Source organism: Blautia sp. SF-50 (assembly GCF_900101315.1).
Classification (GTDB): Bacteria; Bacillota; Clostridia; order Lachnospirales; family Lachnospiraceae; genus Blautia_A; species Blautia_A fusiformis.
Genome location: NZ_FMUW01000008.1, coordinates 24,119 through 45,744 on the forward strand (window position 1 = coordinate 24,119; position 21,626 = coordinate 45,744).

Consider the following 21,626-nt stretch of genomic DNA (forward strand, 5'->3'; position numbering starts at 1 on the left):
TTTTTTTATGAAAAAGTTGTAAAGTGGTGATCATTATGAAAAAAATAGAGAAAATTGGAAAAATCCCCTCAAGTCCGTAAAGTTGTTATATCCTCCAGTGCAATCGTTCAATCCTTTTGCAGAACGGACGAGAAATCCCTTAGAGTTCATCATGTCGAAATCTATGGGGTGGTTCCTGCATTCATGGAATGAAAAATATGCATACTTTTTTTGTTTCGTTGTCCTTAAAATATCCGCACATATCGTAATGCCCCGTCTCAAAGGTAATAAGCCTTAATCCATATTTTGCGGCATTAATTTTCATGCTCTTTTTCATGTCATTTGCAAAATCTATAAATTCCTTGGAATTTTTTCCCATAGTCATCTTTTATTATTTTTCCCTGATATTTTCTGTATAGTTCTTCCAAAACGTTTTCCTTTCATATTCTGAACTTTTGAAATGATGTCGCCATTGATAACATTTTTATTATACAGGAATGAGGCGGTAATCGCAAACACAATCCACAATACAAAATGATATTCTTTTTTTCTGGATGTTTCTGTGATATACTTATACGCGATCGTATCAGACCGGAAAGGAAATATTATGTTACAAAAATTATATGTTTTTTTCAGGAAAGAAACCGTTTTGTCAATTGCAGTGATCCTGGCGCTTCTTTCTATGTTCTGGGTCAGACCGGATAAGGCTTATTTTACTTATATCGATTTCAGGACTCTCGGGCTCCTCTTCTGTTTGATGGCAATTGTAGCTGGTTTGAAGGCTGTTGGTGTTTTTGATATACTTGCCAAAAAATTGCTTATGGGAACATCGGGAACTGTGGGTGTGATCAGGCTGTTGGTACTCTTATGTTTCTTCCTGTCAATGGTGATCACCAATGATGTGGCATTGATTACTTTTGTTCCTCTTGCACTGATCATTGTGCATAAACTGCCAAAGGAACTGGGCAATTACTGGCTTCTTAAAATAGTAGCCATGCAGACAATCGCTGCTAATCTCGGAAGCATGCTCACACCAATCGGAAATCCGCAGAACCTTTATCTATATGCCAGAGCAGGGATGTCCGCGGCAGAATTAATAACCCTGATGCTTCCCTATTCCGCCACAGCACTTATCCTTCTTCTGATATGGATACAGGTAGCCGCTGCCAAAGCACCTCACGTATGCGGTTCCGAAAAAGATAAAACTCTTTTGGGATTCTCTGGCAGAAAAGAACTTAACATGGAATACCTGGCCACTTACCTGATCTTATTTACAATCTGCCTGCTCACTGTTGCACGTATCATTCCATACCAGATTCCTCTTGTATTGGTTCTTATATATATGCTGCTAAGAAACAGTGAAAATATAAGCAGGGTGGATTACTCCCTGCTTGCCACCTTTATCGCATTATTTATTTTTATCGGCAACCTTGGAAGGATTCCGCAATTCAGCAGTTTTCTGGAAAGAATCATGGCAGGAAGGGAAACACTTACTGCTGTTCTTGCCAGTCAGATTATGAGCAATGTTCCCGCCGCGCTTCTTTTATCCGGCTTTACAGATAATTACCGGGCTTTAATTGTCGGAACCAATATTGGAGGTCTCGGCACTCTGATTGCATCCATGGCAAGCCTGATAAGTTTCAAATATATTGCAAAAGAAAACAGGAATCTGAGAGGGAAGTATTTGGGAATATTTACAGCCTCCAATATTATATTCATGATATTCATGTTAATATTGTATTTTTTTCTTAGATAAAGGTTTTCCCGGAATTACAAAAGCTATAGCAATTCTTTCTTCGCAAAAAATTCTCCGCGGCACTCTCACATCCTGGAAGAAAAGCCGCGGAGAAATAAATATATTTTCGGTACCAATACAAAGATCATTAATCTTTACACCACTTTACAACTTTTTTCCAGGCGAACCCATTCTGTTTCATCATTCAGAACTGCTTTATGGCCAGTATGCATACTGCAACGTGTCTTGCCCCAGATTCTGATTCCAATATAAATCTCATCCCGGACAATTGCCGCTACTGTCGTAGCACTCCAGTGTTTCTCTTTGATCGTCTCAAACCTCTGGAACTGCACCTGATCCCCTCTTGATAATTTCTGCTCATCACAAGTGGCAATCGCCTGTCTGTTCAATTCCCTTGTAATATCTGCAAAACTTGTTCCTTCCGCTGCCCTCTGAAAAATCATTTTCACGACTTTTGCAGCCTCCGAATCTACTTCCAGCCTTCCATCTTTTTCTTTTTTATAGCCATATCTGGCATTTACCAGAAGGCGTGTACCATTTCTCGTTCTTGTCTGCAATGCTGATGAAATTTTCTTGGACAAATCCAGGCTATACATATTGTATACCAGATTCTGCAATGCTACTTTCATTCCACTAGTCATTCCGCTGCTTGCTGCACTGTCATAGCTGTCATTAATCGAAATAAATCGAATCTGTAGAAGTGGGAAAATATATTCAATATAAAATCCAACTTCCAGATAGTCTCTTCCGAATCTGGAAAAGTCTTTTATAACTACACAGCCGATTTCTCCACTTTTCATGTCATCCTGCAGCTGTTGAAATCCCTGCCTTTTAAAATGAGTACCGCTGACACCGTCATCCACATATTCCAGGATATCCTCATCAGCCACCCCCAGCTGATCACTTAACAGGAATACCCGAAATCATAATAGGATAGCAAGGCTTAAATCATATACCAATATATGAAGTATTTTCTTCTATTCAGCCTTCCCCTCTGGAAAAATAATTTTAAACACAAAGAAAAAAATCACCATGGAAACTCCACCTGTGATAATTGTCACAAGCATGTTATAGACTGCCGGTGCCACATATGCAGATGCAACTGGCATCCACAGATTATTAAATCCATTACAAATCAGTGAAATTATCACCCATGCAACAAAATACCAGATTGCCTGATATACAGGGTTTCCATGGCTTTTAAAAGTAATATTCCTCTGAAGTGGAAAATTGATACACTGTGCAAGAAATGACCCCAATTCATAACTGATAAAATAGCCAAGTCCACCACCGATCAGTATATTCCCCGTTGCATCACGCAATACATTGTACCCCAGCAAACTCCATGTAAATTTTACTCCAAACAGATTCATGGAAACCTTTGGCCACATAAACTCTGTACCAGCCAGTCCAATTCCCAAAATCCCTGGTAAAAATGTAAATACAAGATACTGGAATACTGTCACGCCCATACTGAATATAACAAAATAGAATATCTGATAAAGCCATTTTGCAATAGCAGAATGTTTCTCTTCAAAACATTTCCATATATTTTTTATATGATTCATCTGCACTTTCCTCCGGCTCCTTTTAATAATTTTTCATATTTCTTATTATTTCTTCTGTTTCTGAAATATCCGCCAACTACTTTTTTTACTCCAAGCATAAAGTGGCCATTTACAGCATCGACAATTCCATATACCATTTCCATACTGACTGCCCCGCCGGTCATCTTGGCAATCCCCCGAAACGGCATATTATAAATAAAAAGAATATTCAGATCCGGCTTTCCCTGTGCCTCACTCTTCTTTTTCATTTTTGTGAGACATCTGTATATCAGTCTTGCAAGTCGGCTTTTTGCATAATACATCTGACAAATTGCATCATTGATTTCCAGATTTCCACTCCATCTTCTGTTCGGTATCTCATGGCCAAGAAGTTCACGAAATTCCTCATCTGATATTTTCTGCACGATTCCTGTATAATAGTAAGGCATTTTTGCCGGATTATACGGATACCCTTTACTATTTCCTGTTCTCTCAGTCATACCTGTTAAACGAATATCTGCAACACTGGCTCCTACCATAATCTGATAAGTTCCTGTTTCTATTTCCCACTGTCCCGTTTTTATATTCCAATAACGGAATGTCTTATCATCAAACGGAATCCTGAGCTGTCTGCTTTCTCCTGCCTTTAGATAAACTTTTGCAAAACCTTTCAGTTCTTTTTCCGGTCGGAACACGATTGCATTAGGAAGTCCTACATACATCTGAACAACCTCAGCTCCGTCTCTGTCACCTGTATTTGTAACCGAAACTTTGATTCCATCCTCTTCTATGATAAGATCAGAATATGTAAATTCCGTATAGGAAAGCCCAAAGCCAAATGGATATTGCACCCGGACTTTTGAAGTATCATAATAGCGATATCCTACATAAACACTCTCGCGGTATTCCGATGTTTTCTCATTACTTGGATAATATCGGAATGCCGGTGTCTGTTCATAAGTTATGGGATATGTTTCTGCCAGTCTTCCTGATGGATTCACTTTTCCGGTCAGAATATCCAATGTTGCAGAAGCACCTGCCTGTCCATTCAGATAGCCATGCAAAATCGCTTTGCAGCAGGTGTGCCATGGCATTTCTACCGCAGATCCTGCACTCAGTATTCCAATAATATTTTCATTCACTTTACTGATATCCTGCAGAAGATCTATCTGATCCTGCGGAATACGCATATGTGTTCTGTCCAGTCCTTCTGATTCGCTGATCTCATCAAGACCAAAGCAGAAAATTACAATATCCGCGTTCATAGACAAATTTAACGCAAACTTTCTGTCATTCTCATCTACTTCTCCATTTCTCTGATAGCCTCTTGTCATCCCCAGAATATTCAGATCATATTGTTGCAAAATCGATGACATATCTTCTACTTTTGTTGGATTGACCATAGAAGACCCTGCCCCCTGATATCTGGGTGAAAAAGCAAAATCTCCAATAACAGCGATGGATTTTTTTGTATCCAGCGGAAGAATCTGTTTTTCATTTTTCAGAAGAATCATGCTTTCTGCTGCTGCTTTCCTTGCCAGTTGATGATGTGCATTTCTGTCAAAGTTTTTATCTGAAAGCTTCTTCCCTGATGTCAGTTCCATCACTGCATCCATCAGTTCTCCAACTCTTTCATCCAAATCTGCTTCCTTCAGCTTTCCATTTCGGGCAGCAGCAATCACTTCTCTTGCAGAATCGTACCCACAGGACGGCATCTCCAGATTTGAGCCGGCAGCAACACCTTTCACATGGTCATTGCTTCCGCCCCAGTCTGTTACTACAATTCCATCAAATCCCCATTCTTTGCGCAAGATATCTGTCAAGAGATGTTTGTCCTCATTAGCATAAATCCCATTAATCTGGTTGTAGCTGCTCATGATTGCTTTTGCGTGTCCTTCTTTAACAGCTATCTCAAAACCGGTCAGATAAATTTCTCTTAATGTCCGTTCGTCAACAACTGCGTCCATTGCCATTCTCCGAAGTTCCTGACTGTTAACCGCCAGATGCTTCGGGCAGGCATAAACGCCTTTACTCTGTATTCCACGAATATATGACGCTGCCATCTTCCCGGAAAGATATGGATCTTCTGAAAAATATTCAAAATTTCTTCCACATAACGGGCTTCTTTTAATATTTAATCCCGGACCAAGCAGGATATTTACATCCATACTTGCTGCTTCCTCTCCAAGGGCCTGTCCAATCTCTTCCCCCAGATCCTGATTCCAGCTGTTTGCAATCGTCGCCGCTGTGGGAAAACAAGTTGCGTTCAGGGATGCATTCAGTCCCAAATGGTCTCCTGCTCCTGCCTGTTTTCTGATTCCATGCGGTCCATCCGAAAGAAAGATGGACGGGATGGAAAGCCTGTCAATTTCTCTGGTCTGCCAGACAGTTTTTCCACTGAGTATCGCTGCCTTTTCTTCTATTGTCATCTTTTCAACCAATTTTTGCTGTTTCATAACTGTTTTCCATCCCACTTTCATCCTTATTCAGCATTCTTTCTTTTCTTATATCCTCTGATTACCAGTACTTCCATTCCTGCCATGAAAAGTGCTATTACAATGTCGATACCAATTCCTGCTTTTTTCCAGTTTTCCATACCTGTTTTTTCGTGTTCTCCATCATAAGCCCAGCTGCTTACAACTGTATACATGACATTTTTGCAGGCATTCCTCATCTGAAGTACAGATGTTGGATGCTCCGGATTTGCTACATTGTTCTCTTCTCCGTTGAATGTGGACAACATTACATCTACTCCATTCGCCAAAGCTGCATCTGCATTCATAAATCCATGACCATTGTTTCGGAAGAAGTCTGTAAGCGCCATTCCCCTGAATCCCCATTCATCTCTGAGAACTGTATTCATAAGGTTACTGCTTTCTCCAGTCCATTTATCTCCAAGAAAACTCCAGGAAACCATAACCGCATTTGCGCCACCCTGTTTTACAGAAATTTCAAATGGTTTCAGATAGATTTCCCGGATTGCCTGCTCATTTGACCAGACACTTACCATCTTTGCATTTCCCTCATATAGAGCAAAATGTTTGATATAAGAATAAACTCCATATTTTCTTGCTCCTTCTACTGCTTTTGCTCCCATATTTCCTGCAAGAACTCCATCTTCTGAAAAGTATTCATAGTTTCTTGCTCCAAATGCGGTTCTATGAGTATTCATACCTGGTGCATACCAGCCCTCTGCACCCATTTCCTGACTGATCTTGCCCATGCATTCACCCCAGGCCTGTGCAAGTTCCTTATTCCATGTGGAAGCAACCACAACTTCAATTGGAAATCCAATAGAACCAACTCCTGTAAAGTTGTTATTAATTGCTGCTGGTCCATCGAAATCAAGTGTAGCCACTTTTCCCACAGAATCCATGGCTGCTGTCTGATAACCAGCCATTGCAATCATATTTGCCATTTCATCAACAGTAAGCTGATCCAGAAGTTTTTCCCAACGAGGATCGTCATAATCAGCATCTCGCATATCAGCTAATGTAAGTCCATTATCTACTCCCGTTGTCGGCATTACATCCTCATCATTGAGGTATGTAGTCTTATCAAAGTTGCTGTTCAGATGGTATTCAGAAACATATGGCTCACCCAGCTCTGCAGAAGCCGGTGCTGCTGTAGCCTCTTCATAATTTTCAAAATGATCTGCTCGTGATAAATATGTCACATCGCCTTTTGCATCTTCAAATACATTTGTTGCTGCAGTATCATCTGATGCTCTTTTATTTTCTCCCTTATATACTACATCTTTATCTGCAGTATAAGTTTTCTGATCCAGCACAGTATGTGAATCGCTATTAATAGAGATTACATAGTCACCTTTTTCAAGAACATATGCTTTTGCATTATTCTCATCATAAGAGGCCATATCTTCTATACTGAATGTAACTGTAACAGTCTGAGATTCTCCCGGCTGAAGCAGATCTGTTTTTGCAAACTCGATCAGATTTGCAGAAGATTTCTCAATTCCGCCATTTGTATATGGCGGTTTATAATACACTTCTACTACATCTTTTCCGGCAACATCTCCGGTATTGGTTACTTCTACATCTACAGAAATCTGTCCGTCTTTTTCTTTCAGTTCACCCATTTTCTGTTCAAATTCCGTGTAACTTAGACCATATCCAAATGGATACTGTACAGTCTTATCGTAATCAATCGCACCTTCCTGTGCAGCTGTTTCATAGTACTTGTATCCTACATAAATGCCTTCCACATAATTGGTAAATGCCGGAGCATACACTTGCGCAGTTCCTGCGTTCATTCCTTCAACGGCCATATCTGCTAGATTTGTATACTCCGTTTTTTCTGCATTATTCCACCACGGAGCAGTCGTCATATCATAAACAAATGTATCCGGTGTTTTTCCGGAAGGATTGACTTCACCTGAAAATACTTTACCAAGTGCATTAAATCCCACATTTCCCGTTCCGGGACACCATACAACAGATTTAATCTGAGGATATTCATCTACGAAACCAAGTTCAAACTGATTTGCTCCATTATAAATCACAATCACATTATCAAAGTTTGAGCAAACCATATCCACCATATCTCTCTCAGTTTGTGAAAGCTGTAAATAATGCTCTCCCTCAGGAAAATCATCATATTCATCTGAATTATTATCATATGCTGCTTTTCTTACATCCATAGGAATATCATTATGACCTTCACCTGCTTTTCTGGAAAGAACCACAACTGCCACATCAGAATACTCTTTCGCGCTTTTAATAATCTCATCACTGTAAGTATCTACAGGTGGCTCCGGTAATGTCCAGCTCTGTTTCTGGATAGACATTTCCGGATTATCTGCACCATAATTGTTATAAAAATCAACCAGTTCCTGGTTAATAGAAAATCCGGCATTTTCAAGTCCCTGATTCAGACTGACAATATCATACAGATCATTAATTCCACCGGAACCAGCTCCTCCGTAAGCCGGATTAATAGATTCCCAGCCAAAAATATTCAGTTTTTTTGTTTCATTTAAAGGAAGCAGGCTTTCATTCTTCAGAAGAACAATTCCATCTTCCATAATTTCTTCTGCTGCTTCTGCAGCTTCTTCATTTGTTTCATCGCTTAAAGTTCCATTTCCCGTTGCCAGTCCAATCAACGTAGCCATTGGTCCAAAACAGATCATATTCACGCAGACAACAACTGCAAGAACCATTGCGAGCGCAGCTTCTCCTCTTATCAGAAATCTTTTGCCCCTGGACATCCTGCGGCAAGCGATCATAATTACGATTCCAATTACAAGTGCAGCAATAATACCGATAATATACGGTTTGCATAATTGTAATACCGCCAGAACATCTTCCATTTCAACACTGATCATTCTCTTTTTTCCTCCTTTGACTCTCTCGTCTTTTTCAGGTATCATTTCCTGTTGGCATTACTATAACATGGTTATTATTTCGTGCCGTTTTTGGCACAAGATGCAGCAAATCTGGCACAAAATACAAAAATACCCAGAGCATTACAATACTCTGGGTAAAAGGATCTTTAATTCAAACCAGTTCTGCTGTACTCCAAACACTACAGAACCATCATATTTTTCTACAGCTTTACGAATACTCTTCAATCCAAAACCATGGTTTTTACTATCCTTTTTTGTTGTTGTAATCAGATCTTCTTCATTTTTGGAAATTTCTGCTTCACAATAATTCTCTATCTTAATGAACACAAATCCTTTTTGAGCGGATACTGTCAGATGGATCAGTCTTTTTTCCGGATCTGGAATCAAAATTACATGTTCAATCGCATTATCCAAAGCATTTCCAAATATAGAACATATATCTGTTACATGCATATGATCCAATAATTTTCCATCTGCCACACAGGTAATCTGTATATGATTTTTTCGACAATGAAAAATCTTAGCTGCCAAAATCGTATCAAGTACCTGATTCCCCGTTCTGCTTATATTTTCAAAAGCAGCGATTTCCTTTTCCATGGAATCAATCCATTTTTTTCGTTTCTCTTCATCTGATTCCGCACGAAGTCCCGTTATCTGGTGTTTCAGATCATGGTATTTCATTTGTATGAGATCCAGGCTGTCCTGATAATTTCGGTATTGATCATACTGGCTTTTCAGCATCACGTTTATTACTGAAAGTTCTTTCTCGGCAACATACTCACTGATCCTGCTCTGATAAGCATGCAGGATTGCAATTCCTCCAAAATCGATCAATGTTCTGATAGAAAAAATATCTGCACGTTCTCTACTCGCAAATGGTACATTTTCATTTAAAAAGCTCAGATTACTAAAAGCAAAGGTTGCAACAGCCATGATTGCCGCCGCTGCTACTTCCTTTACTGTCATCTGTTCAAGATAATTCTGCTTCAGAAGATCTTTTTCTAAATAAATATCTATAGTAAAGCAGCCTCCAAAAATAATCATCGTGATCAGAATTTCAACCCAGATGCTCTGATTCCCCCATGTCTGTACACTAGATATCATCTGCCACTGCAGCGAAGCTGCAAACTCAGCAAGAACAAATGCACGGGCACAGCAATAAGCCGCTCCCAGAGGCTTCATATTTCCTCCGACCATAAGAAATCCATACATCATACCTGCAGCGATCATCATACAGGGAATCCACAAAATTTCAGTTACGCTGCCTGTCAAAGTCAAAAAGATACTCTGCATTGCCAGCATGAAAAGACTGCCTATAAGAAAATGTACAGATTTCATGTTTTCTTTTTTTAGGATATAAAGATAAACCAAACATGATCCCCACTCTGCTATTGCCGTATAAATTCTTGGAATATCCTGATATAACATAGTATCCTCCATTTCGCATGAAATCATTCCATATTGAGGTTTTGCAAAAGCAGATTCATGAATTCTTTTTTTCTGGTTCTGCTGACAGGTATATGTACATTATGGATCACACAATCAGAACCAACAAATCCCTCTACATGATTCATATTTACCAGATATCCCTTTGCACATCGAAAAAAATTATGTACCGCAAGTTTTTCTTCGAGTTCTCTCATCGTAATTCTTGAACAGTAATCTCCTCTCGAAGTATAATAAATTACATTATGTCTCTGCCCCTCAATATAATAGATATCTGCTATATCTATCTTTACAACTCCTTCCCCGATCGGAATCGTAAGAAATTCTTTAACCTCAGAGCGCATACGTCCAACTGCTTTATCCAGTTTCTGCGAAAAAGAAAAGTATTCAACTGGTTTTACTACATAATCCATTGCATCAACTTCATATCCACGTACTGCATATTGAATCATATTTGTAATAAACATAATAATTACTTTCTGATCCATCTGACGGATTTTTTCTGCTGTTGTCATACCGTCCATAAACCGCATCTGAATATCCATCAAAATAATGTCAAAACCGCCACTGTAATTCTCAATGATATCTTCTCCATCACCAAATACCGTAACCTTTATTGATCTTCCCCTTTCCGTTTGATATTTTCGGATATACTCTGTTAATTGTTTTACATAAATTTCTTCATCTTCCACAATTGCAATCTGTATCATCCTATACCCTCCACAAGAATTACATTCTTTGTAACTGTTCAATCACACAATATAGTCCCAGGTTTTTATTGTTATTTTATAAATAACTTTTGGTTCAGTATATCACTGCTTATTTCTTGCGTCAAGTGGATGTAATATTACAAATTATAGCTGTATGATCTGGTGTTCTTTTATCATATATCCACAGTAAATCTCCTCATTCTTTAAATAGAAAGTAGAAATTCTGTTAAGTTTTCAATAGCATCTGGTTTTTCTAATAGTTCTTTCCCCATCAGTCCCTCTCCCATAATACCAGGATCCGCACTAAGAGATACAGCGACTCGACTTGAATTCCATACAGCTTCATACATCATTTCCTGATTCTCTTTTGTTACTTTATTGAGAACGTAATAAAATGGTTTTCGAATACTTTCCGATAATTCCCCGATTTTTTTGGAAAGCTGTAGGGATTCATAGGATGGATCTATGATTATCAATATCAGATCTACACCGTTATCAATTCCACGTCCAAAGTGTTCAATACCAGCCTCCATATCCATTAGTGCAAATTGGTCTTCTGTAAGCCTGAGATTTTGGATGAATTGAGTCATAACAGTTCCCATAGCACAAGAACACCCTTCATTTGCCTGATGAATTTTTCCACTGGTCATCAGTTTTACACCGTCCTTCAGGCTATAATAATCTTCCGGTATATCATCTATAGTCCAAGTTTCCTCAAAAAACTGATGAGTAAATTTTGATAACATCATATCATTTAAAACATTTTGCTTACCACCGAAATAGTCTGTAAAATCTCTGGGAAGCTTCATACCCAGCTGTCGGTGCAGACCATAATTAGATTCATCGGAATCAATTACCAAAATTTCTTTTCCTCGTCTGGCTAAAGCCTTAGCCAAAAGACTGGTTACTGTACTTTTTCCACATCCACCTTTTCCGCAAACTGCTATTTTCATCTCTACATTTACTCCTTTTCTTTTTTCTAAATAATAAGCATTACATATGACCATACTTCAAACTGTTTTCGAAAAATAATTAAATTAATATAATGTCTATTTTGCCATTACATCAAATATCTCCTTAATTTTTCGAATTTCATCCGTAGCTGTCTTGCTGCATCCATAAGGGGATCTTCCTTCTCTGTCTGCTTCTATAACTTCTGCATTATAATGAACACATCCCAAAAAATCTTGCTTCGGGATTCTAGACCTTACAAACTTTTCATCTTCATCATTTCTGATTTTATTTGCTATGACCTTTACTTCATTTACACCCAATTCTTCTGCCAAACGTTTTACATTTTTATAAGTCTGAACACTTCTGGCCCCCGGCTCTATCACGACGATAAATTGATCCATCCCTTCCGTTGTTCCCCGTCCTAAATGCTCAAGTCCTGCTTCCATGTCCAAGATTACTATATCATCTCTATGTAAAACCAAATTATTAATAATTCGTTTCAACATTACATTTTCAGGGCATACACATCCGCCTCCCGCAGTTTCCACAGTTCCCAGAACCAGAAGTCGAACACCATTATTTTCTTTTCCGTAAATTTCAGGAATATCATCCACTTTTGGATTGACTTTATAAAAAGTATTACTTTTATCTGCACCTGTTCTCTCCTCGATCAACCTTCTCATTTTACTGATAGGCGTAATACTCTCCAGTTCTTCCTCTGAAAAAGCCCAGTGCAAGTCCAAGATTTGCATCTGGATCCACATCTACAGCAAATACTTTTTTCCCTTCTTCTGCATACAGCCGTGCTAATACTGCAGATATCGTGGTTTTCCCTACTCCGCCTTTTCCAGTTACAGCAATTTTCATCTGTTATCTCCTTAAATGCTTCTTACTCCACTTCCTCCAGTTCTGTTCCTTCTGGAAGAATATATCCGCAGTTATCACATACTCCATCCTCTGCAAGTATCCCGTCTTTCACAAAGGCTTCAATGCCTCCCGGTTCATGACAGCGTGGACAATCTAATTCCCGTATCTTTTTCTGATTTCTTACATCCTGGCAATTGGCAAATCCAATTTTACCCATAGTGATTCCTCCATTTTCATTCCATATCAATTTGTCTTCGCAAAAAAGTTCCTACCACACGGGAAAAATTGCTGATATTACGAATATAGGCAAAGTCTTTTCCATAGATTCTCTTTTCCACGGAGAGTTCTTCTTCATTCCCTACAAAAATACCAATTACGAAAATTCCCTGATTTCTAGCCCGACGCACCTCATATGCAGTATCTTTCACAGCTCCTTCTCCGTCATAGATCTTGGGCTGGCGGGTTCCTGGTCGTTGTATGCTCATATCACAGGGTTTTCCATCACTTAATACGATTAAAATCTTATTTTTTTCCGGTCGCTCCATGAGAGAGGAACAGACGGTTTTCAGTGCAAGCCCATCTCTGTTATTGGCATATGCCCGAAATTGAAAGATTCTTTCATTTGTTTCCCTTGGATCTTCATAATCCCGAAATCTCTGAAGTACTGTATATCCCCAGAAAGCACAGTATCCTGTCACCCGATGAGGAATTCCTGCCTGGCTTAATGCTTCACTGATAATATATCCCTGCGCCGCTACCTGAGCCTGTCTGCCAGCTTGGGAACCACTGGAATCAATCAGGACATCTATTACAAACTCAGAATCTTCTGATCTCTTTTTTCTATTAAATAACTTGTCATCGTCTGTTCTTCCAATTTTCCATAACCTCTCAGGAACAAGCTGCCCTGCATCAGATCTGCTGACAAAATCATCCTTTCGGATTATAAATGCCCGTTTCAGTGACTCTGCCAACTCAGAAATATTTCTTTTGATGATCCAGTGATTATTTCCATAATAGGCTTTATTTTTTTCAAACTGCAGCTGAGAAAAACGGTATTGATTATTTTTTATCACAGGGTTCTGTAAAATTCCATCTGTAAGATACAGGATACAGTTTTTGTGAATTCCTGTACAAAATTTCCGGTTGACTCTGGCCTGCTCCGATTCACTTAGATACGATTTTCCGTAATTCAGTTCCACATATTCCCGTATCCGTCGCACTGCCTGTGGATTTATATTCTCCGAGCTTTCCGGGACTTCTTCATTTTCCGGAGAGAAATAAAATCTTTTTTTCTTTTTGTTTCTGATATCCAGACTCATCATCTTTTTTTTGAGATTAGAAAGATATTTTTGAATGATGTCTTCCATCTGTTCATCCGTCATGCATTCCTGCCACGCGTCATTGGCCAATGCCATATCCGGTAAATTCAAAATCTTCTCCAGATTTCCATTCCTTTTTTCAAAAGAGGGATCCAGAACATGATTATAAATCTCATCTATCACGTTTATGACCTCTTCCGTATTTTCCGCATCCTTCAGAGAAAGAATCTTGTACAATGCAATCTCTGCCTGTGGATCCATTCCCTCATCGTCTGTGTTCTCCAGAACATGCCTTATATACAGAAACCTAATCCTGTGAATCAGGTCTGTTCCAGCTTTGTCTGATACCTGCTCTTCCTCGGCCTTTTCCAATTCTCTGAACGCCTGTTCTCTGATTTCCTTTGTTCCCAAACGTTCTCGCATGATAAAACGATTCACTGCAGCATCCATGCATAATCCGGCAAGAGGCAAAAGCATATCTTCTCCAGCAGAAAAATGTAATTTTTTCATCAAATACATGCCAAGTTTCTTCTGATCAAAATATCGTGCAAAGGCACCCTGCTTCACTGCCTCATACAGAACCGTTTGTTTTGAATAAACATATTTTTCTGTATCCGGTTCAAATTCCATATCATAATCACCACTGACTGTCCAAAAAAGATTTCTGATACGATTGCTGATCTCCAGACGATGTTCTTCCAGTTGTTCCGCCGGCCATCTGACATCCTCCATACAAGCTTACCCCCATATATCTTTTCCGGTCCAGGAAGATGGGATTCTGGTAGAAACCACATCTTCTACGATCTCTTTTTCAAATACATCAAAACTTTTATTTATGATTCCCATCTGGATTGCATCAATTGGAGAAAGTCCGCTTCTTGTTGCTTTTACAGCAGAAACCAATCCTCTCAGGTCAAGAGATTTTGTTGAGATTTCTCCATGATAAGCTTTGATCTGCAAATCCAGAAACAGTCCTGCAAAGGCTTTCAGTGCACTTTTTTTCCCATCTGGAAAATGTTGTCTTAATACAAAAAGGACACTATCCTCATCCATTTCAGGCATATCAATTACCATAAACCTTGAAACCAATGCTTCATTTAGCTCTCTGGTACCTGCGTAACCATAATTCATCGTGCCGATAAATCGTGTTGCCGGATGAAGTAAAATCCTGTTATATCCTGGAATATCAATTCTGCGCCGATGATCCAGTGTGGCATGCAATACAGAAACCGCATCATTTTTTGCCATATTGATTTCGTCCAGGATTCCAAATCCTCCAAATTCCGCGCATTGGTAGATGGGGCCTTTCCGAAGGCGAACCTCATTATTTATAAAGGTATCCGTTCCGATCAGATCGGCACTGTCTGTATTTACATGAAAAGAAATGTCGTATTCCGGTCTTCCGAATATCCATGCCAGTGTCTCGCATAGTACATTTTTTCCTGTAGCTTTCGCACCGGAAAGTAACAGGTTATCTCCCTGAAGAAGCGCTGCTATTGACGTTTCCAGAATCTTTTTCCCATAAAATAGGATATCCGGTTTTTCTACTCGTTCCTTTACCTGATCCTTTACCTCATAACGCATGTGAAAATCTCTCAGTTCTCCAATCAGTTCCTGCGCTATCTTCTGGTCTTCTAAATATTTTTCTATTTCTGTCCAATGATTTCTCATGAGGATTTTCCTTTCTTTGCAATTGGTTATACCAAATCAGATAATATTTCTGTTTACTCAATCTTCATACTTTCAATCCTCCAGCTCACAATCCTAACTTCTTTACAATTTCTCCCAGTGCACTTCTTACAGGAGAATCTTTCGGAAGCCGTATGATCGGCTTTCCAGCACAGTCATACTGATATACCTGGTCATCATGTGGTACAACCCCTAACAGTTCCAGTCCTTGATTTCGGATTTCTTCCAGAGTTCCGGCATCCAGTTTTCCATCTGGAACACGATTCACGATTAATCCGGTTTTCTGTGGTTTAAAGTTTAACTCCTTCATCAGCTTTGCAATACGTCCGGCCGCCTGAACGCCTCTTCTGGAACAGTCACTTACAAGAATCGCAACTTCCATCATTGGCAGGATTCCTCTGCTGATATGTTCCATACCTGCTTCGTTGTCAACCACAATATATGGATAATGGCTTTGCAGTTTCTGAACCTGGGTCTGCACAAGACCATTTACAAAACAATAGCAGCCCTGTCCCTGGGTTCGCCCCATTACCATCAAATCATAATCATCTTCTTCTGCAATTGCATCGGAGAGACGCATTTCCAGATAAGCCTGTTTTGTTATTCCTGTCGGAATCTGATATCGTGGATCAACTCCTGCACGTTCAATCTCTTCTCTCAGTTCTCCGAGTGTAATCTCCGGTTCAACGCCGAGCACTTCATTCAAATTCGCATTTGCATCTGCATCTACAGCTAAAACCGGATGTTTTCCATTTTCACATAAATATTGAATCAACAATCCACAAAGGGTTGTTTTCCCTACACCGCCTTTTCCTGATACAGCAATTACATGTCCCATGTTTTTCCTCCTAAAATTCTGAACAATCTGTTGACTTTTTCTTTAAATCTCATTATAGTTGTTACTATATAAATTACAATAATCAATCTGTGAGATTTGTATGGCTACTCAACACATCAGAAAAATTGTTGAGGAATCATATGATATCAATTCATACAGGAGTATATAATGTCAGAAAAAACGAGAAAACAAGATCGCCGTACCCGCTATACCAGGCAAACCATAAAAGATACGTTCTTAGAATTGTTAAAGCAGAAGAGTTTTACGAAAATTACAGTTACAGAGATCTGCAAAAATGCTGAAATCAACCGTGGCACTTTTTATCTTCATTACTACGATATCCATGATGTATTATCAGATATTTTTAATGATATGACTCAGGATATGTTAACAACTGTAGATCATTTATTCTGTCTAAATCAAAAAAGCTGTTCCTATCCGTTCTGTCAGAAAATACAGATGGAATCACAATACAGGGCACTATTTCTGGATGATGCAATTGCCCCCATTCTTCTGGAAAAATTAGCAGAAAATACAAAAGAAGGCTATGTGACCTGGCTTATGTCACACAGCCTCCTGACCTTTGAGCAGGCAGAATCGATTTTTTATTTTCAAATGAATGGCTGCCTTTCCATCAACAGACTGATGCTACGCAATCACTGTAATGACTGGAAACAGATTCAGACAACAATTGACAAATTTATCAAAGCCGGACTGGAAAGTTTTCTGATCCATGATCAGAGGGAAGAAAATGCTTCCGATAATTTTTGCAGCAAAATTTCTCCAACTGTTACCGCATCTTCTACACTCAGATAATGATCGGCATGATCTTGAAGAAATAGTTTTCCCGATGCAGGAAATTCTTCATCCGCAAACCATATCTTTAAAGTTACCGGATATCTTGGCAGAACTGGAAAAACAGCACACAGATCCGCCGTTGTCTCTGTGAATTCTGCACCCAGGCTTTTACATGCTTTTTTAATTTTTTCAGGATCTTTGCCCTGTAAGAGTTTTTCCAGTTTCTGCTCTGCTGTCCGGTCAAACTTGGTTCCACGTATCAATCCATCTTTCAGGTTACCAAAAGTAATGAGCTTCTGTGAGCCTTCTGTGCCATCGGCCATATCCAGATAATGCAACAACGTCAGATAATGCCATTCGCCCATGTTTGAGTTAATACGAAACTCAGGGAGTTGAATTTCAATCGTTTCATAAAAACTCAGTACTTCAAGCACATTTCGACTGCTATGAAAAACAGCCCCACTTTTTGCAGCAAGATCCTCTCCGGAACGATTTTGCAGCCGTTTTACTGCTGCCTGCAACATTTCCTGAAATGCACGATTTTCTGTTTGATTTTTGTATTCCATAAGCTCTCCTTTATGAACATTTATAGTATCATGTAATAATCAATGTTTATACAAAGATTTTAGTGTTCTCATAAATCTAACTTTGTCCGGATTCTCTTTTATCCATTCCTGGACAAAACTCATTACCTCAGTCATAGTTTCATAGATTTGTCTACGATCAGCATATTATACACTCCTCCGTAAGTTTCATTACTGTGTTGACTTTTCCTTTAAATTTCATTATAGTTGTAATTATATTATTTACAATCATCAAAATAATAAATATGCACAGTTTCTCAACACATTGAAAAGAACTGTTGAGAACTTGAAATGTTTTAGACAAACCAGAAATATTTTTGTCTCAAAAATGTGAAAAAAAATCATCATATCATACTATAAGGAGTTTCTTATCATGAAATATTCAACAAAATTAAGCGATACAGTTCATGTGATGGTTCTGATTGCTATCAACCAGGAAAAATCTCTCTCCAGTGCCTCAATTGCAGAAAGTGTCCATACAAATCCCGGCTTTGTACGCCAGCTTATGTTAAAACTAAAAAAAGCCGGACTTATGACCAGTGTAGCCGGACATGCCCGTCCTTCTCTTTCAAAACCAGCAGATCAGATTACATTGCTGGATATTTATAAAGCAGTTGAAGGTGAGAAGCCGTTGCTTCATTTAGATACTCATACCAACCCTGATTGCGGCGTTGGCATTAATATTCAGTTGTCTTTACAGGAATTCTATAATGAAATCCAAAAAACTGCTGAAGAAAAAATGAATATAATTACTTTACAGGATATCATAGATACCTATTATCAGCGAACATCAATCCTCAATATCTCCCCGGTTAGCCATCACGGTTAAATTTTCATCCCGATTTACGGAAAATGTTCCTACTACATCCGGTTCACCTTCTTTATGACCGGATTCAGGTTTCCCATAAATACTTCCTGCACAGCCGGATCAGGATTATCAAATCCTGCATCTATGGCTATCTGCATTTCTCTGCGTACCTCTTCTGGTGTTGTGTTGTACTTTTCTGCAATCTTTTCATTTATTATGAGTGTAGACATGCACAGTTTACGCTTTCATCTCGGTAATTGAATTGCCGAGGATTCCTGCTTTTTATCCTAAAAAATTATACGGGACAGACTTTTTCTTCTCTTATCCAGAATATCCGTCTGTCCAGAGCGGCGGAAATATTAAAGCAGCCTGATTGTTCTGTTACTACTGTCATGGAAGAGATCGGTTATTCCAACATTACGCATTTTTATAAAATTTTTGAGAAAAAGTTCCATATGACACCAGCGGAATACCGAAATACTTTATAAGTCCTGTATGTGTCTTATCTGTATACAGTAGAAAAGAAAAAGCCTTATAATATTACTGCAAATGATATGTCCCTCAAATATGATTTTTAGATTGACTGTTCCTTAAGGGGCTATATCATTTACGACAAATATTATAAGGCTTTATATATTTTTACAGTTTCATAGCACTGCGGATGCAGTTCTCAATATATTCTTCTCCCAAATCTGTATTCAGGCTGAGATCAAAGTTTCCGGCTGCACCCCACATACGGCGGGTGTAATAACGGTAGTTATCTGCACGGAGTTTTTCATTTTTCTGAACCGTAGCTTTGGCTTCTCCCTCGGAGATATTCTGTCTCTGTGCCACTCTTCTAATTCTGCTCATAAGAGGCGCTGAAAAAAATACTTTCAGACAGTTTCCGGAATTTCTGAGAACGTAATCTGCACAACGGCCTACTATCACGCAGTTGCCTTTTTTCGCAAGATTACGTACAACCTGACATTCTGCCTCGAAAATTTTATCCTTCGGCGCTTCATCCTGCATATCCGCATTCAGATACATCTGATTAACCAGATCATAGATGAGACTGTTTGTCATGATCTCTTCGTTTTTCTTGATGAATTCCGGTGTGTATCCGGTGGTTCCTGCTGTCATCTGGATAATCTCCGCATCATAAAAATCATATCCCAACTTTTCTGCAAGAATCTTGCCAATATCGTGACCGCCACTTCCAAACTGTCTTCCAATGGCGATAACATTTTTTCCATAGGTTCCTGCTGTCTGTTCTTTTGCTTCGTTCTCGTTTTCTGCAGATACGCTTTCCGGGAAAATCATATCTTTCAGGAATACAAGTTTCTTACCGATGAGTCTGGCGATAAAGCCTACCAGAAGGGCAGCAATAACGGTACCTTCTCTTACACCAGCCAGTCTTCCTGCAAATATGAAAGAAAGTACAGCAGCGATCACTGACATGGATACATCAAAACAGATCTTGGTTATTCCGAAATTTGTTTTCCATGTAAGAACAATAGCACGGACAAAAGATTCTCCCGGAAGCATGACAACGTCTGCCAAGACCTCCATATATACACCTACGCCAAGAATCAGACATCCGATGAGAAGATATACAATCTTCATGATGTACGCTTCCGGATTGACCCAGGAAAAAAGAATCATGGTAAGATCAATAAAATATCCAAATATGATGGATACCGGAATCTGAAGGATGTGCTCCAATTTAAAGTTCTTTCTCAGGATGATCAACTGCAGTACGATCAGAAAGATACTGAAAAAGATGGTAAAATTTCCAAGTGTAAATGGAAAATTAAGACTTAATACGTAAGGAATTGATGAAATCGGGGATGTTCCTAGGTTTGCCTTTGTGATCAGACTGACTCCCAGGGAGTTTACAAACAATCCCACCAGAAATATTAAATATCGTTTTAGTTTCTCCATTTTTTATTTCCTCCTCATTTCATATCTGCAAGATTTCGATAGATCCGGCAAAAAATATCCATAAACAACTTCTGCTCTTCTTCGGAAATACCATTTAATGCAGTTTTTTCTATTTTCTTAAAAGCCTCCTCCACAAGCTTCTGATTTTTCTTTCCGGATTCTGTCATAAAAATATGAAAAGTACGACGGTTTCCATTGAGCATTTTTCTTTCGATCAGACCTTTTTCTTCCATACGGTTCAAAATGGACGTTAAAGATCCTGCCTCGATGAGGCATCCTGCCGCAATCTCTTTCTGACTGGCACCATCGTGATCTTTCAGGTAATCCAATACTTTGGGCTGTCCCAAGGTAAGGCCTGTGTTTGCCAGCTGTTCCATTAGTTTTTTCTGGACAGTCATATGGTTTATCATAGACAGGTAGTGAAATGAATCATCCATTTATTATTTAGCTCCTTCTTTTATTATATAAATAGTTATAATTCAAACTTTTAGAATTATAACTATATTTGTGGTGTATGTCAATAACTTTTTTAGTATATTGGAATCTTGTACAATGTATTACCCTCTTGAGAATATAGTGTCTTTGTTTCAGGGTAATACCATGATATTAGCTCAAATTAAATCGTAATTGATACCTCATCAGCATTTTTCTTTTTTATTATTGTAAAATATTTTTTTACATTTTAGCTCTATTTTCCTCTTCTATTTGTTTGCAAAAAGAGCCATAAGATTTTCTTTTCAAAATCTTACAGCTCTTCTATCATGTTGCATCCCAAACATCATCTATATTTACATGTAATATCTGCACAAAATCCCATGGGTTATTTTCGGGTTATTTTCTAACCGCCTATGCCTTCCAGACCTTGATTTTACCGGCTTTTTGAAGAATCTTTCAAAGAGTGCCGTGGCAGATGAAAAATATTTTTATCATTGTTTTATTTCTCCTTGATTTGCCCGGAAATGCCCTGTTTTGCAATGGATTTCGGGGATTTGTGAAATGTGTGTTTTAGCTGCCATCTTGGCAAAATGGGGCAAGATTAAGCA

22 protein-coding genes are annotated in these 21,626 nt (G+C 38.8%); 4 read left to right on the forward strand and 18 right to left on the reverse strand.

Going from position 1 to position 21,626, the window contains the following annotated elements; translation table 11 throughout:
- Positions 1-181 precede the first annotated feature (181 nt).
- A complete protein-coding gene (locus BLP57_RS17805; RefSeq protein WP_161215702.1) occupies positions 182-358 on the reverse strand; it encodes a hypothetical protein in 177 nt (58 codons plus the stop codon).
- 228 nt (positions 359-586) lie between these two features.
- Here BLP57_RS17805 and BLP57_RS06855 point away from each other — a divergent pair, with 228 nt between their 5' ends.
- Positions 587-1,735: an SLC13 family permease gene (locus BLP57_RS06855; protein ID WP_092070326.1), complete on the forward strand. Its 1,149-nt coding sequence runs from the start codon at positions 587-589 to the stop codon at positions 1,733-1,735.
- 134 nt (positions 1,736-1,869) lie between these two features.
- Here BLP57_RS06855 and BLP57_RS06860 read toward each other — a convergent pair whose 3' ends face one another.
- From BLP57_RS06860 to BLP57_RS06915, 13 genes are all read right to left on the reverse strand, one after another.
- Positions 1,870-2,625 carry a recombinase family protein gene (locus BLP57_RS06860; RefSeq protein WP_242872564.1) on the reverse strand — a complete coding sequence of 252 codons (756 nt, stop codon included), beginning with the start codon at positions 2,623-2,625 and terminating at the stop codon, positions 1,870-1,872.
- Between the two features lie 87 nt (positions 2,626-2,712).
- Positions 2,713-3,303 (reverse strand): hypothetical protein, encoded by a 591-nt coding sequence (locus tag BLP57_RS06865; protein ID WP_092070329.1) that lies wholly within the window; start codon positions 3,301-3,303, stop codon positions 2,713-2,715.
- Positions 3,300-5,738, reverse strand: a complete 2,439-nt coding sequence (locus BLP57_RS06870) for a glycoside hydrolase family 3 C-terminal domain-containing protein (protein WP_175442955.1) — start codon at positions 5,736-5,738, stop codon at positions 3,300-3,302. Before BLP57_RS06870 ends, BLP57_RS06865 begins: the two co-directional genes overlap by 4 nt.
- Before the next feature lie 26 nt (positions 5,739-5,764).
- Positions 5,765-8,626 (reverse strand): glycoside hydrolase family 3 C-terminal domain-containing protein, encoded by a 2,862-nt coding sequence (locus tag BLP57_RS06875; protein WP_092070336.1) that lies wholly within the window; start codon positions 8,624-8,626, stop codon positions 5,765-5,767.
- 141 nt (positions 8,627-8,767) lie between these two features.
- Positions 8,768-9,985 carry an ATP-binding protein gene (locus BLP57_RS06880; protein ID WP_242872565.1) on the reverse strand — a complete coding sequence of 406 codons (1,218 nt, stop codon included), beginning with the start codon at positions 9,983-9,985 and terminating at the stop codon, positions 8,768-8,770.
- Between the two features lie 113 nt (positions 9,986-10,098).
- Positions 10,099-10,803 carry a LytR/AlgR family response regulator transcription factor gene (locus tag BLP57_RS06885; RefSeq protein ID WP_092070343.1) on the reverse strand — a complete coding sequence of 235 codons (705 nt, stop codon included), beginning with the start codon at positions 10,801-10,803 and terminating at the stop codon, positions 10,099-10,101.
- A 203-nt stretch (positions 10,804-11,006) separates the two neighbouring features.
- Positions 11,007-11,756, reverse strand: coding sequence for an ATP-binding protein (locus BLP57_RS06890; protein ID WP_092070345.1), 750 nt, complete (start codon positions 11,754-11,756; stop codon positions 11,007-11,009).
- Positions 11,757-11,852: 96 nt separating this feature from the next.
- On the reverse strand, positions 11,853-12,440 hold the full coding sequence (locus tag BLP57_RS06895) for an ATP-binding protein (protein ID WP_207646693.1): 588 nt from the start codon (positions 12,438-12,440) through the stop codon (positions 11,853-11,855).
- A gap of 1 nt (position 12,441) precedes the next feature.
- Positions 12,442-12,624: a nucleotide-binding protein gene (locus tag BLP57_RS18855; protein WP_192926454.1), complete on the reverse strand. Its 183-nt coding sequence runs from the start codon at positions 12,622-12,624 to the stop codon at positions 12,442-12,444.
- Between the two features lie 22 nt (positions 12,625-12,646).
- Positions 12,647-12,841 carry a hypothetical protein gene (locus tag BLP57_RS06900; RefSeq protein WP_059085501.1) on the reverse strand — a complete coding sequence of 65 codons (195 nt, stop codon included), beginning with the start codon at positions 12,839-12,841 and terminating at the stop codon, positions 12,647-12,649.
- A gap of 16 nt (positions 12,842-12,857) precedes the next feature.
- Positions 12,858-14,675 carry a cobaltochelatase CobT-related protein gene (locus BLP57_RS06905; RefSeq protein WP_092070348.1) on the reverse strand — a complete coding sequence of 606 codons (1,818 nt, stop codon included), beginning with the start codon at positions 14,673-14,675 and terminating at the stop codon, positions 12,858-12,860.
- 6 nt (positions 14,676-14,681) lie between these two features.
- Positions 14,682-15,614: an AAA family ATPase gene (locus tag BLP57_RS06910; protein WP_092070351.1), complete on the reverse strand. Its 933-nt coding sequence runs from the start codon at positions 15,612-15,614 to the stop codon at positions 14,682-14,684.
- A gap of 85 nt (positions 15,615-15,699) precedes the next feature.
- A complete protein-coding gene (locus BLP57_RS06915; protein ID WP_092070354.1) occupies positions 15,700-16,470 on the reverse strand; it encodes an ATP-binding protein in 771 nt (256 codons plus the stop codon).
- A 168-nt stretch (positions 16,471-16,638) separates the two neighbouring features.
- On the opposite strand from BLP57_RS06915, the gene BLP57_RS06920 reads away from it, so the two are divergent.
- Entirely contained in the window at positions 16,639-17,286 is a 648-nt protein-coding gene (locus tag BLP57_RS06920) for a TetR/AcrR family transcriptional regulator (protein ID WP_092070357.1), read from the forward strand.
- On the opposite strand, the gene BLP57_RS06925 is transcribed toward BLP57_RS06920, so the two are convergent.
- Positions 17,208-17,834 carry a DUF3786 domain-containing protein gene (locus BLP57_RS06925; protein ID WP_092070360.1) on the reverse strand — a complete coding sequence of 209 codons (627 nt, stop codon included), beginning with the start codon at positions 17,832-17,834 and terminating at the stop codon, positions 17,208-17,210. The two genes, BLP57_RS06920 and BLP57_RS06925, sit on opposite strands and share 79 nt — an antisense overlap.
- Before the next feature lie 391 nt (positions 17,835-18,225).
- Between BLP57_RS06925 and BLP57_RS06935 the strand changes: the two genes are divergently transcribed.
- Entirely contained in the window at positions 18,226-18,681 is a 456-nt protein-coding gene (locus BLP57_RS06935; RefSeq protein ID WP_092070363.1) for an Rrf2 family transcriptional regulator, read from the forward strand.
- A gap of 32 nt (positions 18,682-18,713) precedes the next feature.
- On the opposite strand, the gene BLP57_RS17590 is transcribed toward BLP57_RS06935, so the two are convergent.
- The gene (locus tag BLP57_RS17590; protein WP_114002895.1) at positions 18,714-18,890 is read right to left on the reverse strand and encodes a sporulation initiation factor Spo0A C-terminal domain-containing protein; all 177 of its coding nucleotides are present in this window, start codon (positions 18,888-18,890) and stop codon (positions 18,714-18,716) included.
- Between the two features lie 27 nt (positions 18,891-18,917).
- On the opposite strand from BLP57_RS17590, the gene BLP57_RS18860 reads away from it, so the two are divergent.
- On the forward strand, positions 18,918-19,148 hold the full coding sequence (locus BLP57_RS18860) for a helix-turn-helix transcriptional regulator (protein WP_092070366.1): 231 nt from the start codon (positions 18,918-18,920) through the stop codon (positions 19,146-19,148).
- Positions 19,149-19,299: 151 nt separating this feature from the next.
- Here the strand turns inward: BLP57_RS18860 and BLP57_RS06945 are convergent, their stop codons facing one another.
- Positions 19,300-20,583, reverse strand: a complete 1,284-nt coding sequence (locus BLP57_RS06945; protein ID WP_092070369.1) for a cytidylate kinase family protein — start codon at positions 20,581-20,583, stop codon at positions 19,300-19,302.
- A 14-nt stretch (positions 20,584-20,597) separates the two neighbouring features.
- The gene (locus BLP57_RS06950) at positions 20,598-21,020 is read right to left on the reverse strand and encodes a MarR family winged helix-turn-helix transcriptional regulator (protein WP_092070373.1); all 423 of its coding nucleotides are present in this window, start codon (positions 21,018-21,020) and stop codon (positions 20,598-20,600) included.
- Positions 21,021-21,626: the final 606 nt, after the last annotated feature.

Coding starts and splice junctions, on each gene's coding strand:
- BLP57_RS17805 (WP_161215702.1), bottom strand. CDS start 358: ATGGGAAAAAATTCCAAGGAATTTATAGATTTTGCAAATGACATGAAA.
- BLP57_RS06855 (WP_092070326.1), top strand. CDS start 587: ATGTTACAAAAATTATATGTTTTTTTCAGGAAAGAAACCGTTTTGTCA.
- BLP57_RS06865 (WP_092070329.1), bottom strand. CDS start 3,303: ATGAATCATATAAAAAATATATGGAAATGTTTTGAAGAGAAACATTCT.
- BLP57_RS06870 (WP_175442955.1), bottom strand. CDS start 5,738: ATGAAACAGCAAAAATTGGTTGAAAAGATGACAATAGAAGAAAAGGCA.
- BLP57_RS06875 (WP_092070336.1), bottom strand. CDS start 8,626: ATGATCAGTGTTGAAATGGAAGATGTTCTGGCGGTATTACAATTATGC.
- BLP57_RS06880 (WP_242872565.1), bottom strand. CDS start 9,985: ATGAAATCTGTACATTTTCTTATAGGCAGTCTTTTCATGCTGGCAATG.
- BLP57_RS06885 (WP_092070343.1), bottom strand. CDS start 10,803: ATGATACAGATTGCAATTGTGGAAGATGAAGAAATTTATGTAAAACAA.
- BLP57_RS06890 (WP_092070345.1), bottom strand. CDS start 11,756: ATGAAAATAGCAGTTTGCGGAAAAGGTGGATGTGGAAAAAGTACAGTA.
- BLP57_RS06895 (WP_207646693.1), bottom strand. CDS start 12,440: ATGAGAAGGTTGATCGAGGAGAGAACAGGTGCAGATAAAAGTAATACT.
- BLP57_RS18855 (WP_192926454.1), bottom strand. CDS start 12,624: ATGAAAATTGCTGTAACTGGAAAAGGCGGAGTAGGGAAAACCACGATA.
- BLP57_RS06900 (WP_059085501.1), bottom strand. CDS start 12,841: ATGGGTAAAATTGGATTTGCCAATTGCCAGGATGTAAGAAATCAGAAA.
- BLP57_RS06905 (WP_092070348.1), bottom strand. CDS start 14,675: ATGGAGGATGTCAGATGGCCGGCGGAACAACTGGAAGAACATCGTCTG.
- BLP57_RS06910 (WP_092070351.1), bottom strand. CDS start 15,614: ATGAGAAATCATTGGACAGAAATAGAAAAATATTTAGAAGACCAGAAG.
- BLP57_RS06915 (WP_092070354.1), bottom strand. CDS start 16,470: ATGGGACATGTAATTGCTGTATCAGGAAAAGGCGGTGTAGGGAAAACA.
- BLP57_RS06920 (WP_092070357.1), top strand. CDS start 16,639: ATGTCAGAAAAAACGAGAAAACAAGATCGCCGTACCCGCTATACCAGG.
- BLP57_RS06925 (WP_092070360.1), bottom strand. CDS start 17,834: ATGGAATACAAAAATCAAACAGAAAATCGTGCATTTCAGGAAATGTTG.
- BLP57_RS06935 (WP_092070363.1), top strand. CDS start 18,226: ATGAAATATTCAACAAAATTAAGCGATACAGTTCATGTGATGGTTCTG.
- BLP57_RS17590 (WP_114002895.1), bottom strand. CDS start 18,890: ATGTCTACACTCATAATAAATGAAAAGATTGCAGAAAAGTACAACACA.
- BLP57_RS06945 (WP_092070369.1), bottom strand. CDS start 20,583: ATGGAGAAACTAAAACGATATTTAATATTTCTGGTGGGATTGTTTGTA.
- BLP57_RS06950 (WP_092070373.1), bottom strand. CDS start 21,020: ATGGATGATTCATTTCACTACCTGTCTATGATAAACCATATGACTGTC.